Source organism: Vibrio metschnikovii CIP 69.14 (assembly GCF_000176155.1).
GTDB classification, from domain to species: domain Bacteria; phylum Pseudomonadota; class Gammaproteobacteria; order Enterobacterales; family Vibrionaceae; genus Vibrio; species Vibrio metschnikovii.
In genome coordinates, this window is record NZ_ACZO01000007.1 from 493120 (window position 1) to 507483 (window position 14364).

The window sequence follows — 14364 nt, forward strand, 5'->3', positions numbered from 1 at the left end:
TCAAGCTCAAACACTTAAAGTCGGCAACCAGCACAGTAATCCCAACAATGACCAATCACAAGCATGGCTAAGCAGCAGCGTTAAGTAAAATGAGCGTCTAATGATTAAGGGGTTGCGTCCTTTTATCGAAAGCGAATATAAGCAACCCCTTATAAAGGTAGTCAGTAGTTACTCTCAATACCAATGAGGATTGATTAAATTCGTAGACTCAGTCACACGCTTTCCAGTTTACAGTGTAAATTTCAATCCTCGTTTTATTGAAGGCTCAGTTTACACTGTAAATCACTCAATAACCGAGCGAGCTGCTGACGTAATACTTGCTCTGTTTGTTTACGTCCGGTATAGCCATGAATGGCTGCACACTCTGTCCAGGTACGCTGTTGAATGACTTTTTCAATCAATAAATCTTCGATCACCATTGAGGATTGAAAAGCAGAATGAATGAGGAGTTTTTCAATCCATACAGCGACACTTTCATAATTCGCCCCACCCATACTGTAACGAGTCAATAAATCAACCGGCAACGTTATTCGCTTCTCGGTTTTAGCTTCGCTCAATAACAAACAAACCGTCTTTGCAGCTAAGCACTGCAAACTATCTTTCAACTCGTAGAGCAAATGTGCTTGGAATTGCCGACGAGCTTGAGAGAGCCATTCTACGTGTCGAGCGTAGATCATCAGTAATGAAAAACAACCACTCGCTTGATCACGCTGTGAACCTAACTTGATGCTATGAAAACCATTGCGTTGCCAAAAATGGATAAGCTCCGGCGTAGCACCAAAGCTGGTAGCAACATAATCACAAGGATGGCGTTCAATAAAGTGAGTCAGTAACTGGCTGCCAATACCCAAATGTTGTCGCTGGGGATGAACCGCTATTCGCATCACTCGCCAACATTGCTGCTGCGCTGCCTGCGTTATTCCCATCTGATTGGCTAATGTAATCGGGGCAAGATGCCCCCGAGGACGACGCTGACCTAACTGAATCGATTCAATTAACTCTTGATCCAATCCGCCCTCTTGCACCGCTAAGAGACACCCAACCAGACACTGCTGATGGCTAGCAACGTAGAGCGTTAATTTTTCGTCACTCAACAAATGGAAAAGATCATTCGGCGAAGTTTGATAATGGGCATTAACCAATAAACCAAACGCCTCTTTTAACAAACCCGGTGACGCCAATAACTCGGTTTTCGATACACTAAAATAATCGATATTATCGAGCGTGATCGCTGCTAAATCCGACCGTAAATCATAATTGAGGAGAAAGGTCTCTCGATGCCAAGTCTCTAGAGGGTCTTGCGCAGCCCAGCGAATAGGTTGCTCCAAATGTAGACAATGCGTTTGTGGTCGATGCTGTGCTAACCAGTGTTGAAATTTGAGCGTGAAACCTCGCCCACAACCTTCATAGCCATGAATAGTGGTCGAAAAGACCGCTCGATGATAACGCTCAACAAAACGATACAAAAACGGTAACGGCAGTGCTGCTGCCTCATCGACCAACAATAAATCACAGTCATGCTCATGTTGCTCCAGCTCATCTGGAGCAATAAACTGTAATTGAGAAGCTTGATAATCAATTTTATCTTTACTTACCTCGGCACCGGGTAAACCTTGCGCTGCAAAATAAAACACCGGAGTAATCGCCGATAAGCGTGGCGCTGTAATGATGATCTTGAGCGTTCGCGATTGCATTAACTTGGCAGCAGCGATACCTAAAGCGCTACTTTTGCCTCTACCGCGATCGGCGGTAAGTAATAATGGGCGCTTACGATGTCCAGTAACCACTCGAAGCATCGCCTCAACCGCTAATGCTTGTTCTTGGGTATGGCATGACTCAGGAACAAGGAAAGACTTAGGAAGGGCAGGAATATCGCTTTCGGTAACAATCAATAACTGCTCAAGTGCTCGAGTAAGCCAAATATTATCAGCGGCGGTAGGATTAACCTGATGACCGATAATAAACAGAAGCCCGCCACCAATTAATGTCCCTAAGGCAGCACTAAAACTATTAGCATCAAATCCTTGGCTAAAATCCGTGATCAATACATGACATTCTTGACCTAAAAGACGCTGTCCTTGGTTATACGCTAACGAAGAAGCGGCGAAAAACGGAACACCACCAAGTTGTACAACACGATGTTCCTCTACTGTTGCAAGCCATGCTTGAAGAACATGTCGACTCCATGGTAGTTCACCAGACAGATAAACGGCAAAGCGGTGATTACGCTGTTGTGCACAGCGTTGGAGAGATTGGAAGTAGTTAAGATAATCGGTCGTTAAAGTCGTCATACAGATTCACATTTCATCATGATTTGGCAATGGTAGCACAAAAGGTAAAGTGGATACGGTATCGGCTTGCGCGACACAATAAACATCATGCTAAGCCAAAGAATTGAGAAGGTTAAAATAATTGTTCTTAACGATAAATTATATTTGCTTTATTGAAACACCGATTTAACTAATTATGCATCTGAACACCAGCATTGGGCTGGACTTTAAGGAACGAAAATGCAATGAAATCTTTCATCAAAGGATTGGTCCTCGCAGCTGTCATTACTTCTGCTCAAGTGAGTGCGCAAGCACAAAGACTGAATGTTTACGCTTGGGGTGGCTACCTGCCAGAAAAATCACTCAAACAGTTTGAAGCTCAAGAAGGCGTTTCGATCCATTATTCAACCTTCGAGAATAATGAATCCATGTACACTAGGCTCAAACTTCTTAAAGGCAGCGGATATGATGTTGTTTTTGCTTCCGCTTATTTTATTGAAAAAATGGCTCGTGAAGGGCTATTGAGCGAATTGGATCACGCACAAATTCCAAACATGAAAGATGCTATGCCATCGTTATTAGGTCAAGCGCATGATCCAAAGAACCAGTATTCTTTGCCCTACATTTGGGGCATTACTGGCCTTAGCTACAACGCTGCTTATTTGCCTAACGGAATTTCTCGCTGGGCCGATCTGTGGGACCCGAAATATGTCCGTCAAGTCATGCTGATTGATGATATGCGTGATGTATTTGGTATGGCACTGAAACTCAATGGATTTAGTATCAATACCCAAAACGAAGCAGAAATAGAAAAGGCTTATCAATCATTGGTTGCCTTAAAACGTAATGTATTGCTGTATAACTCTGATGCGCCGCATGTACCTTATGTTTCTGGCGAAGTCGCCCTAGGCATGCAGTGGAATGGCAACGCATTCCAAGGCCAAGAAGAGCTACCAGAGCTTACCTTCGTGATGCCTGAAGAAGGTGCTGTACTATGGATGGATAACTTTACTATTCCTTCCGGTAGTAATAATAAAGCACTAGCCCATAAATTTATTAATTTTATGTATCAAGCTGAGAATCAAGCCGAGATAGTAAACAGTTTAGGTTATGCATCCGCAACGCAATCAGGAAGAGCTTTATTAGCGGACGAACTACGTAATAATCCGTCGATTTTTCCTTCTGATGAAGAGATGCAAAAAGGCGAATTTATTAACGATGTAGGCCCAGAAGCGCTCGTTATTTATGAACGCTACTGGCAGCGTCTGCGTAATCAATAATCGTCCATACACTTAACATAAAAAAAGACAGCCCATTTTATGGGCTGTCTTTTTTTATGTTGAAAGAAAACGATACCGAGTTAGCTAAGTTTCTTTTCGAGAAAGTCTAAAATCTCTTGAGCCAATTGGTCATCAACTTTTTGGATATTCAGCGTTAATAGCGGCCCTTTACGCTGATAGTTGACTCGGCCTTTGACCAGCTCAATTTTATTATTCAGCGTTTTTTTCGGTGGCGAAAGCTGCTCTATCCAAGATTCTATCGTTTCTGTGACCTCTTTGGTGATCCGAGTAACCCCTTGAGACTGACAGTGTTGCCAAACAAAGCCATTGGCTTGCTGACATTTATCTAACAACTCTTTTTGCTGATCAGGTGTTAATTCATTAAATTGCTTATGTAATTTAACGATGGTCGGTCGACCAAGTTCAACCACATTTGGGTAAGCTTGTAACAGGGCTAGAGGCAGTGAAGCCGCCTTTAGCGCTCCGCTGACTAACGCCTCACTGCACTGAAACATCTTAGCTAACGCTTTTTGATCTTCTGCTGCTCCACTATCAAGCTGAGCTTGCATTTCTTTGCCTTTTTCATACAGAGATAAGGGCTTATGTGCATTCGCTACATCAGACAAAAATTTAGCATGATCGCTAGTGATATTATCAGCGACATAAACTAAAAAATCTTGCTTGGCAATCAAACACGATTTACGACGGCGACTACCATCTAGGATCTCAATTTGTCCGTTCTCAAGCCGACGACCGACAGCCGGATATTGCTGCCCACGCTCACGTAACGTATTGAGAATATCGGCCAACGCATGTTCGTTAAGGAATGATTGCTCACGCGCATTTTGAGTAAAAACAGAAGTACGACTATCAATCTCTGAAGCCGGTATACGAATAAGTTCAAAAGTTACCATCGCTTCACCGGCAACGGTTAACTCAATGATCTGCGCTTGGGCTTTAGCAGCGGCTTGTGCCTCTTGCGGGGTAGAGGCCCGTCTTTTATCGGCTTTACCGAACAATTTAGCGTTCAGATCAGATGTTTTTATGGCCATGAATTACTTACCCCTGATTTAAAGAAAGCCAATGTGAATGCAAAACACGCTCTAGCTCAAGTGCGCTTTTTTGCACCGCGTCTTGCGCTGTGGCTAAGGTTTTTTTACCGCCCTCAAAATCACTCGTCGTTAAATCAAACACGGTACTGTAGGTATCAGCACAAGTTTCAAAAGCACGGCTACGTGGAATAGTAGCCATCATCACTTGCTCGCCCAATAAATAGTTCATCTCGGTTAATACAGAAACTTGCTTTTTATTATCGTCTTCAAACATCGTTGGCATTAAACGAACAAACTCTAGCCCTTTCCAATCATCTGGAAACATTTCATAAACCGTTGGCAAATGCTGGAAAAAATTCACGGTTGATGCCCAGTCAAGACGTTTTGCCGCACAAGGGATCAATAATGCATTTGACGCGTACATAGCATTCCACACCAAAGGATCAACGTGTGGTCCAGTGTCAATCATGATAATGTCGAATTCATCGGCAATTTTATCAATCAACTTCTCTTTCAATAAACGAACAATGTCTAACGATTGATTTTTAGACAGTGATTGCCAAGCTTCAGCGTTAAACATGGCGTCTTCAGGGAAGGCTGAGATGGTTTTTAAATTCGGGTATTGGGTGGGCAGTAACACATTTTTTTTCAAAAATGCCGTATCTATCTCGGTCCCTTCGGGAAAATTATCGAGCATAATATCAACCGCAGAATAGATATTACTGTGTTCTGCCAAACTAATTTGAGGATTCAAAAATAGACGTAAAGACCCTTGCGGATCTAAGTCAATCAAACAAATGCGATAACGTTTATCCAAATTTAGTGCTAAGCAAGCCGCTAAATGCACCGCCGTCATCGACTTACCTGTTCCGCCTTTTTGGTTTTGAACATTAATGATCCAAGGCTTATTCTCAGTATTTTTTTTACGCTGGTGAAACTTCAATACACCAGCAGCATCCATAAGCATGTGTGCTTCAGCCAATGAAATCGAGTAATGGTTAGCATTATTTTTAGTGAATTGATGACCAGCGGCTTCTAGTTTAGCAATCGCTTCATCAAGTTTACGTCGTGTTAAGCCCGAACGTGTTTCCATCAATGCTTTTGACATCGGAGGGAAGTGCTCATCGCGACGTTCTTCTAATACAATCTCTATTCGGTCAGCTTGCACTTGCTGAGTTTGCTCGGCGAGCCTGTAGAGATTTTCTATCGTTTGTTCTCTTTTCATAGCCATTCTCATCATCCGTTACTGACCACAATTGTACAGCAATAAACACACAATACAATAAAAAGGTGAACATACAATTTAGGACGGAAATCACAATAAATAGATTTTATAACACCAATAGAGAAACATATGACAAAATGCTGACAGTTTTTTGATTAATTTCTACGGATAACCCGGCAACAAAAGCAAAATTATAAAAGTGTCACAGCGTCACTTATTTACAATGTAAACTCTGCTATCCATTATTATCCAATCAGTAGCCAAAAGAAGAAGGAACGTCATCAACAAAAATATCACAAAAGAAACCATCCTAATCAGGTAATAAAACCACGCATTTTTCTAACCACCCGCGAGGGGAGGGATATAAACCATTAAAAATCCCTTTAAAATAATCAAGATAGACTTATCACAATAATAAAACCTCTCTTTCGTATAAAACTTGACCTAAAAATTGAAGATTAGTAATCATCGGAACGATTATCCATCATCGATAAATTACGGTTGGTGTCATTTCAATCATAACCTGAAATAGTGAAACAACCCGTCAATGTGGTCATCAGCATAACTCTACCAACCTTACAAGGCTATTTGCAGATATATACTCTCAATATTTCGGTTTATATTCACCAAAAACCACTGAGTAAGGTTATCGAGACTCAAATCCATCTTAAATACTGTGTACGATCTTAAGAATAGAGGAGGGAGAAAATAGGAAGCATGATCATGGCTTGAATGATGATCATGCTTCCTAGGTAAAACCCCTATGATGGAAACATGATCAAGGAAGAAAATCGACGAATCACGTTTATTCGGATCCGTTAATCGCAGGATCCAAGATCGGAAAGATGATCAAGTGAAGAAAAATCACCGGAAGCATGATAAATACCAGATAATTTACGGAAGACGTCAGTTGCAATCAGGCTTTATCGATTATCTCTCTTTCATGATGACCAATAAAATCAACAACAGAAACCGTGCAAAATCATCATAATCAACATGATCATGCTTTCGTAACACCGGAAAATAGACAAATAAACACTGACCGTTAAAATGATGACCCCAAAAGGCAAAACCGAATCGAAAATAGATACGCGCTTTAATCAAAGATCTCAAAATACCGATTTGATGATCATGCTTCCTGTCATGTTTACGTATCAATGAGCCATCAATTTGAGAAAAGAGACTTCAACGATAAGCTGCCTGTGGATAACCTGTAGAGAAACCGTGATCATTGATCCGAAATCATAATGATCATTGATTCGTCTATCACATGATCACGCTTCAGTGATCGTTTGATCATGCTTTCTAATAACCATTGATCATCGTTGCGAATAAGTCATGATCATGCTTCTTATCGAACTATTTTTTTATCAATTAAATACAATAGGTTAGCCGTAAAAATCCTGCCAGATCATATGATCATATGATCATACTAATCAATATAGATCAGAATAATCAAAAAGATCAGTTATTTAAAAAACAGAAATTTTCCTTTATTTATGATCTTTTTTTGATTATGCTCTTGGAACTATGGCGATATTACGGCTTGTGTGATACGGAACTAATCATGGCATCAGAAGAAAAATTGTTAATCAAAGCACCACGAAGCCACAAAGATGGGCATCTTTTTGTCGTCTCAGAAACCGCGGTAGACTGGATCGAACAGTATCAACATTTCAAGGGTGTCACTAAAAGTATCATTGAATTGTTAAACTTAATCTCGCTTAGAGGCTTTCGCAGCAAAGATGGTTTAGTGTCTACAACAGAATTGATCGAAGCAACGGATGGTCAGTTGACCAGAGCGGCTATTCAACAAAGGTTACGTGCCGCTGTTGCCATTGGACTATTTAAACAGATCCCAGTTCGTTTTGAAGAAGGTCTGGCAGGCAAAACCATGCTCCATCAGTTTGTTAATCCTAATCAGCTGATCTCCGTATTAGGTTCAACCAGTCTCATCACCGAATCCGTAAAACAAAGTGAAAAACGTAAACGTTCAAAGGCACTAGCACAAACACAAGTTAACCAACGTTTGTTGCATGAGCATGGTCTTAATACGCCTCCAGCAATGAAAGACGAAGCTGAGCAATTTGTTGTCTCTCCAACCAACTGGGCTGGGATCATTGATCAAGCATTAGCACCACCACGCACACGCAAAAGTTATCAAAAATCGATGGTATCTATCTCAGGAACTCGTGCTGTGATTGAAACGCGATCATCTAAAAACATCATGACGGTCGATGATCTTATGACCCTGTTTGCTCTGTTTACCTTAACAGTACAATATCACGATCATCATCAAGAAGATTATCAGCTCAATGCGAAATACGTTCCTAATAAAACTCCGTTGTATATCACAGACATTTTGTCGTTAAGAGGTAAAAAAGACAGTGGTCCAGCGCGAGACTCGATTCGTGATAGTATTGATCGTATTGAATTTACCGATTTTCAGTTACACGAATTAACCGGTCGCTGGCTGAGTGAGAACATGCCTGAAGGCTTTAAAAGTGATCGTTTTCGTTTTCTAGCACGCACGATCACCGCGTCTGAAGAAGCACCCACAGAAGGCAGCGATGGTAAAATTCGCATTAAACCCAATCTGTATATTTTGGTATGGGAGCCCTCATTTTTTGAAGAATTGATGACCAAAGACTATTTCTTCTTGTTTCCACCTGAAATTCTTAAACAACATACATTAGTCTTCCAACTCTATTCGTATTTTCGTAGCAGAATGTCACGTCGCCATACCGATACCATGATGTTGAGTGAGCTTAATCAGAAATTAGCTCGCAATATCGAATGGCGGCGTTTTTCGATGGATCTGATCCGCGAGTTAAGACGATTGTCCAACGATCAAGATAAAACCGGTGATTTTACGGTTAATTTATGGGGTTACCATTTAACGATCAGTGAGCTGGTTGAACAAAGTAAAGTGGTTGATTATCAAGTTGCCATAAAATGTGATGTAGAAGAGGTACTGCGTTATTCTCGCGCCAAGACCACTAATGCAGGTAAGCGTAATATGGCGCCAACGTTACCGAACCCATTGCGAAATGAAATGGGTTCAAAACAAAGGCTTCAAGAGTTATCCGAAATTATTGATGGTGAATTTGAACCGATACAACGTAAACCGTCGACGCCTCGTGGTCGATTAGGGCGACGAGTGAAGTTACGTAAGCATCTGGTTGAGATCAACGCAGATGAAATCACCATAACCTTATCCAAATATACCTCAGCAGAGGCGCTAGAACGAAGCATAACGGCTTTAGCAGCCATGACTGGGCATGCCCCTTCATCCATTCGTGAAGAGTGTCAGGAATTGATTGATAAGCTCGATTGGCTAAAAGTGGATGATTGCGTCGTACCTTACAGCACGCTGAGTAAGGTGATCGAGCTGTATAATACTCAGCACCGCAATAAGCACCTTTCAATCGAGCGATTAATCTCTGGCTTAGCAGTTCGTCGTAAAGTCTGTAAGTTAGTTTATGAAGAGCATATCGACGATACGGTGTTCCGTGCCTTAGACGAAGTGGCTATCGGCGTTTAACCCGCTGTTATTCTCTATCCAATCACGTCCCCTAAACCATCTCTCGTTACCGCTTCTGGGCGATAACGGGAAATGGTTTCGTAAAGTGAATAGAGTTCACCGATGAGCTCGAAGACTTTCAAACCACTGAGAACAACAGCAACCCGCCTTGATCATGCTTTCATTACTTATCAATGATTGAACTATCGATGACCGCCTATTTAACGAACTGATCAGTAAAATATTTTTCCGCACTAGTTGATTTAGTGAATTTTTTACCGATAATCCGCTCGATGTACTTCTATACTCAGGGTGAGCAGAAAATAATTGAGTCATTTATCGATTATGATAAATGAACCATTGCTTAAGTCACACTCTCGCTAAAATCTGCTTAACAAGGTTTTGGCCTTTTGTTACAGATAACTGGTTCCTAGCATGGTTTGTTCGGAGGTTGCAATGTCTATAAATTCAATTGACCATGATGAAATGACTAACATCGCCAATAAATGGGATGTTGAGGTTACGGAAGAAGCAGAAATGCAGCGTCCTAGTAAAACGCTGAAGTCTGCGCAGGCTCGTCGTCGTATTGAAATGCTACGCGATATTCGTGAAAGTGGTTTAACGATTGAAGAAGCCAAAGAGTTAGGTCTTCTTCACTAAATCACGAAAGATGATTGCGTTTGAAGAGTGACGAATGATCCTCTTCAAGTGGTTTTACGGTTAAAGTGCATGAAACCGTTAATAAAGCAGGGTGGCTAAGGCCGCCCTTTATTTTTGATGATTTCTTGGCTTAAAGCAGCCCAAAGCGCGATTTTGACTCTTAATTTTTACCATTCCTATGCTATATTTCGCATCACGTTTTTACTGATTGTGGGTTTACTAATGTCTTTTAACCTTGCGTTGCTGGATGCGGAGCAGAAAAACAAGATAGAGCTTGATAAACAGGCCTCTTTTTTAGTTTGGCAGATCAAGCAGGCTAAATGTGGACCGGAAGCGATCACTAAGCAGCTAGCCAAACTGAACTCTGAACAAGAGAAAGCTTGGTTTCAACAGTCAGTAGATAAGTACAAACGAGTAATGGGCGTAGCGTAGCGTTCATGATTAAACAGCCAAGATCACTCTTGATTGCTGTAACCATCGTATTTAATTGAATAAGAGAGAAGATCCCGATGGGAAGAAGTTTTGAAGTGCGCAAAGCCTCTATGGCGAAAACTCAAGGCGCAAAAATTAAAGTTTATTCCAAGTACGGTAAAGAAATTTACATGTGTGCAAAAAATGGTGGCACAGATCCAGATATGAACTTATCTCTTCGCCACCTGATCTCTAAAGCGAAAAGAGATCAAGTTCCTGGCCATGTTATTGATAAAGCGTTGGATAAAGCAACAGGCGGTGGCGGTGAAGATTATCAACCTGCCCGCTATGAAGGTTTTGGCCCAGGCGGCGCAAGCGTGATCGTTGATTGTTTAACCGATAACGGTAACCGTACTTATCAAGACGTTCGTCAATGCTTTGTGAAAACTGGAGCGAAAATTGGAACTCCAGGCGTCGTTGCACACATGTTTGATCATCAAGCGGTCTTTCAATTCAAAGGCAGTGACGAAGAGGCGATCCTTGAAGCGCTGATGATGGAAGACGCCGATGTGACGGATATTGAGTTAGACAACGATGTGATTACCGTGTTTGCACCTCACACCGAGTTTTTCAAAGTAAAAACGGCATTGGCTAATGCTTTTCCTGATTTAGTCTTAGATGTTGAAGAAATCACCTTCGTACCACAAAATCGTACCGCTGTGACGGGTGAAGATGCTGAAAAATTCCAGAAATTCCTCGATTTACTGGATGACTGTGACGATGTTCAGCAGGTTTACCATAACGCTGACGTTGAGTAATGATGAATAGCCGAGCTTGTCTCGGCTTTTTTACGTCCTTAGCATGTCAATCTTATTCAATATAGGGAAATTATTATGAAAGTCAGTTTTCTCGGTTTAGGTGTGATGGGTTATCCGATGGCTGGGCATTTAGCCAATGCAGGTTTTGAGGTGAGTGTTTTTAACCGTAATCAGCAAAAAGCCATTGCTTGGTCTCAGCGATTCTCTGGCCGCGCGGCAATGACCATCGCTGAATGTGTCGCTGATGCTGATGTCGTGCTGATGTGTGTCGGTAATGACGATGATGTCCGTAGCATTACGCTCGGCCAGCATGGCGCGCTATCAGCAATGAAGCCAAATGCTATGTTAGTCGATCACACTACGACGTCCGCTGAGCTTGCCCGAGAGCTTGTACAAGTGGCGAAAGAGCAGGGAATAAGCTTTATGGATGCTCCGGTCTCTGGTGGACAAGCTGGCGCTGAGAATGGGCAATTGACCATTATGTGTGGCGGAGAGCAAACGCTATTTGAAAAGCTACAACCGGTTTTTGCCGCTTATGGTCGTTCTGCAATACGCATGGGGGAGGTTGGTCAAGGGCAAAGTGCTAAGATGGTCAATCAAATTTGTATCGCTGGCATCTTAAATGGACTGTCTGAAGGCTTGTTATTAGCTGAAAAAGCAGGCTTGGATGTTCCAACCATGATCGCTTGTTTAAAAAATGGCGCCGCAGGCTCTTGGCAAATGGAGAATCGTGCAATCAGTATGGCTGAGAACCGCTTTGATTTTGGTTTTGCTATTGATTGGATGATCAAAGATCTGCAGTTTTGTCTGGATGAGGCTGAGCGTCATGGCTTGTCTTTACCGATGACGGAAGCAACGGCGCAACGTTATCGTGATTTGTCTGCTCAGGGGCTTGGCCGGATGGATACCTCGGTTTTAATCAAAGCTCTTAGGGACTGATTTTTACCGCTAACGACTCTCAGCCATCATCGATGATGGGAGGACAACACAACACAATCGAAAGCCCAGCATCATGCCCAAACAAAATATTCTACAAGTTTGATTTGGGCATTGATGTATTTATTGTTGGTTGATAGATCATTGGCTTCTTCTTTTGATCAGCAAAGCTATTCGCTCTAACTCATAAACTGAACTATATTTTTATGCATAGGGTTTGTTACTCTTGCGATGTTCTCGGCTCATTTTTATCGATAGAGCCGATGAAATAGCTAAGGCTAACAGACCTTAATCGTCTAAAAATGAATAACACGCACAGTCAGTGAGGCCGAGTATGAGAGTGTTGATCATCGATGATCATGCGACCAACCGAGAATTGTGCCGTATTATGCTGAGTCATATTACGCCGCATGTTGATCTTTTTGCCGATGGTCAGGGAGTGGTCGCGGCAATGAAAAAGATGGATCCTTTACCCGACATTATTCTTCTCGATGTGATCATGCCAGTAAAAGATGGCTTTACTACCGCAAAAGAGATCCGTACGGCTTTTCCTGATCAGCATATTCCTATTTTGTTTCTCACGGCATTGGATGATCAAGACTCTTTTTCTCGCTGCCTTGCTCTCGGTGATGATTTTATTCCTAAACCAATCGAAAAAAGTGTCTTATTAGCCAAAATACAGGCGCACTATCGGATTGTCAAAATGCATCAGCAACTGATCTTGCAGCGTGATCAGTTACAAATATTCCAAGATCAAGTCCAGCATGATTACTCGGTAGCAGAGTCGATTTTCAGTAATTTGGTCGAAGAGATGAGCGCACAAATCGAACCGATTTATGGTATTCATTACATCTCTACGCCTTCAACGATTTTTAACGGTAATTTGATCTTGGTGGCTCGGCGTCTTTATGGTGGAATTTATGTGATGATCGCCGACTCTAGTGTCGATGGTTTGCCTGCTGCGATTGCTAATATTCCTGCGACTCGCGCTTTTTTTGCATTGGCGGAACGAGGTTGTGCATTAAGCGAAATGGTTGTCGAGCTTAATCAAGAATTGGCAACGTTTTTGCCCCCAAGTATTCATGTTGCGGCTCATTTATTTGAAATACACTCCAACGGTTTTGAAATCTCTTGGTGGGGGGGAGGAATGCCTGACGGTTATATATTATCGCCGAATCGTCAGTTGGTGAAACGCTTGGCATCGACACATCAGCCCTTAGGTGTTCTACCGAGTGAAATGTTTCGTTGTGATATCAAACACTTTAAACTCTCACCAGGGCAGAGTATTGTCTGCTGCACGAAAGGGGTTATTGAAACTCGTCATCAAAACGGCGAAGTGTTTGGTCGACAACGGCTGGAAACATTATTGACACAAGCATCGACTCAATCGTTCATCAGCCTGATTGATTCGGCGGTGCACGCTTTTTCACCAGCAGGGCAAGATGAAGATCTCTCTATCCTTGCCATGTCTTTTCCGATCATTAATGCCCAAAATACTCAGCCGATGCTCAGTGCTTCTCCCAGTTTAATTCCTTGTAAAAGTGAACTCTATTTTTCCGCTTCGGTATTAAAGCAGATCATCGTCATGAATGAAGTTCGTTTATTTTTAAAAGGGATTATTCAAGTTGGCGATCATCTGGATTTTATCTGTTCAATTTTATCGGAACTGTTTACGAAGATTATTGAACAAGGTTTACTTGGTTTATCGACGGCTCTCAAAAGTCATCCTGACGGTTTTGTGCTTTACCACCAACAGCGAGAGCAGTTGCTTGAGGAATTAGCTGACGATTACTGGATCCGTTTTCAGGTCGATTATCAACCTCAGCAGCAAAGGGTGTTGTTTATTCTCGAACATAATGGGCGACCGTTGACAGACGTTAATACTGAGCAAACGGAGTTGACGCATGATGATCAAGATTTACTATTTGCAACCGAGTTATGTGAATCGATTCGTTATATAAACCACGGTCAGCAAATTCAAGCCGTATATCGTTTTGATACTCGGTACGCTTTTCCAGACGTCTCTGTGGTCATTGAGGATTACGAGCATTAAACGAATGTCGAGGTTAGGTCTTTAATATGGCCTTTTTTTAACTTAAAGCCGATATCCAGTGATGGGGGCCTTAATTTGAACATCGAATTATTTAGTGATTCAGACATTTTTTATACACTGCTTTTTAACCCAAAGA

At 41.9% G+C, this 14364-nt stretch carries 10 protein-coding genes; 7 read left to right on the forward strand and 3 right to left on the reverse strand.

The annotated features are described in order from the left end of the window. Positions 1-254: 254 nt before the first annotated feature. A complete protein-coding gene (locus tag VIB_RS13865) occupies positions 255-2291 on the reverse strand; it encodes a tRNA(Met) cytidine acetyltransferase TmcA (protein WP_004396833.1) in 2037 nt (678 codons plus the stop codon). Between the two features lie 224 nt (positions 2292-2515). Here VIB_RS13865 and VIB_RS13870 point away from each other — a divergent pair, with 224 nt between their 5' ends. Further along, positions 2516-3550 carry an ABC transporter substrate-binding protein gene (locus VIB_RS13870; RefSeq protein WP_004396834.1) on the forward strand — a complete coding sequence of 345 codons (1035 nt, stop codon included), beginning with the start codon at positions 2516-2518 and terminating at the stop codon, positions 3548-3550. An 80-nt stretch (positions 3551-3630) separates the two neighbouring features. Here VIB_RS13870 and VIB_RS13875 read toward each other — a convergent pair whose 3' ends face one another. Together VIB_RS13875 and VIB_RS13880 are read right to left on the reverse strand one after the other, a co-directional pair. Continuing rightward, positions 3631-4602, reverse strand: coding sequence for a ParB/RepB/Spo0J family partition protein (locus VIB_RS13875; RefSeq protein ID WP_004396835.1), 972 nt, complete (start codon positions 4600-4602; stop codon positions 3631-3633). A gap of 7 nt (positions 4603-4609) precedes the next feature. Continuing rightward, on the reverse strand, positions 4610-5827 hold the full coding sequence (locus tag VIB_RS13880; RefSeq protein ID WP_040905504.1) for a ParA family protein: 1218 nt from the start codon (positions 5825-5827) through the stop codon (positions 4610-4612). Between the two features lie 1567 nt (positions 5828-7394). Between VIB_RS13880 and VIB_RS13890 the strand changes: the two genes are divergently transcribed. The 6 genes from VIB_RS13890 (at position 7395) to VIB_RS13915 (ending at position 14228) form a co-directional block, all read left to right on the forward strand. Next, positions 7395-9371, forward strand: a complete 1977-nt coding sequence (locus VIB_RS13890; RefSeq protein ID WP_040905507.1) for a replication initiator protein RctB domain-containing protein — start codon at positions 7395-7397, stop codon at positions 9369-9371. Between the two features lie 435 nt (positions 9372-9806). Next, on the forward strand, positions 9807-10010 hold the full coding sequence (locus tag VIB_RS13895) for a hypothetical protein (RefSeq protein ID WP_004396838.1): 204 nt from the start codon (positions 9807-9809) through the stop codon (positions 10008-10010). A 222-nt stretch (positions 10011-10232) separates the two neighbouring features. Beyond that, entirely contained in the window at positions 10233-10442 is a 210-nt protein-coding gene (locus tag VIB_RS13900; RefSeq protein WP_004396839.1) for a DUF3283 family protein, read from the forward strand. A 77-nt stretch (positions 10443-10519) separates the two neighbouring features. Continuing rightward, positions 10520-11239 carry a YebC/PmpR family DNA-binding transcriptional regulator gene (locus VIB_RS13905; protein ID WP_040905215.1) on the forward strand — a complete coding sequence of 240 codons (720 nt, stop codon included), beginning with the start codon at positions 10520-10522 and terminating at the stop codon, positions 11237-11239. Between the two features lie 75 nt (positions 11240-11314). Next, positions 11315-12178 carry an NAD(P)-dependent oxidoreductase gene (locus tag VIB_RS13910; protein ID WP_004396841.1) on the forward strand — a complete coding sequence of 288 codons (864 nt, stop codon included), beginning with the start codon at positions 11315-11317 and terminating at the stop codon, positions 12176-12178. Positions 12179-12509: 331 nt separating this feature from the next. Next, complete coding sequence (locus tag VIB_RS13915) at positions 12510-14228, forward strand: SpoIIE family protein phosphatase (RefSeq protein WP_004396842.1); 1719 nt, start codon at positions 12510-12512, stop codon at positions 14226-14228. The last annotated feature ends 136 nt before the right edge of the window (positions 14229-14364 follow it).

What these genes read in the sequence shown, in the direction of transcription:
- VIB_RS13890 (WP_040905507.1), top strand. Translation starts at nt 7,395, where the DNA reads ATGGCATCAGAAGAAAAATTGTTAATCAAAGCACCACGAAGCCACAAA.
- VIB_RS13905 (WP_040905215.1), top strand. Translation starts at nt 10,520, where the DNA reads ATGGGAAGAAGTTTTGAAGTGCGCAAAGCCTCTATGGCGAAAACTCAA.
- VIB_RS13880 (WP_040905504.1), bottom strand. Translation starts at nt 5,827, where the DNA reads ATGAAAAGAGAACAAACGATAGAAAATCTCTACAGGCTCGCCGAGCAA.
- VIB_RS13865 (WP_004396833.1), bottom strand. Translation starts at nt 2,291, where the DNA reads ATGACGACTTTAACGACCGATTATCTTAACTACTTCCAATCTCTCCAA.
- VIB_RS13900 (WP_004396839.1), top strand. Translation starts at nt 10,233, where the DNA reads ATGTCTTTTAACCTTGCGTTGCTGGATGCGGAGCAGAAAAACAAGATA.
- VIB_RS13895 (WP_004396838.1), top strand. Translation starts at nt 9,807, where the DNA reads ATGTCTATAAATTCAATTGACCATGATGAAATGACTAACATCGCCAAT.
- VIB_RS13915 (WP_004396842.1), top strand. Translation starts at nt 12,510, where the DNA reads ATGAGAGTGTTGATCATCGATGATCATGCGACCAACCGAGAATTGTGC.
- VIB_RS13875 (WP_004396835.1), bottom strand. Translation starts at nt 4,602, where the DNA reads ATGGCCATAAAAACATCTGATCTGAACGCTAAATTGTTCGGTAAAGCC.
- VIB_RS13870 (WP_004396834.1), top strand. Translation starts at nt 2,516, where the DNA reads ATGAAATCTTTCATCAAAGGATTGGTCCTCGCAGCTGTCATTACTTCT.
- VIB_RS13910 (WP_004396841.1), top strand. Translation starts at nt 11,315, where the DNA reads ATGAAAGTCAGTTTTCTCGGTTTAGGTGTGATGGGTTATCCGATGGCT.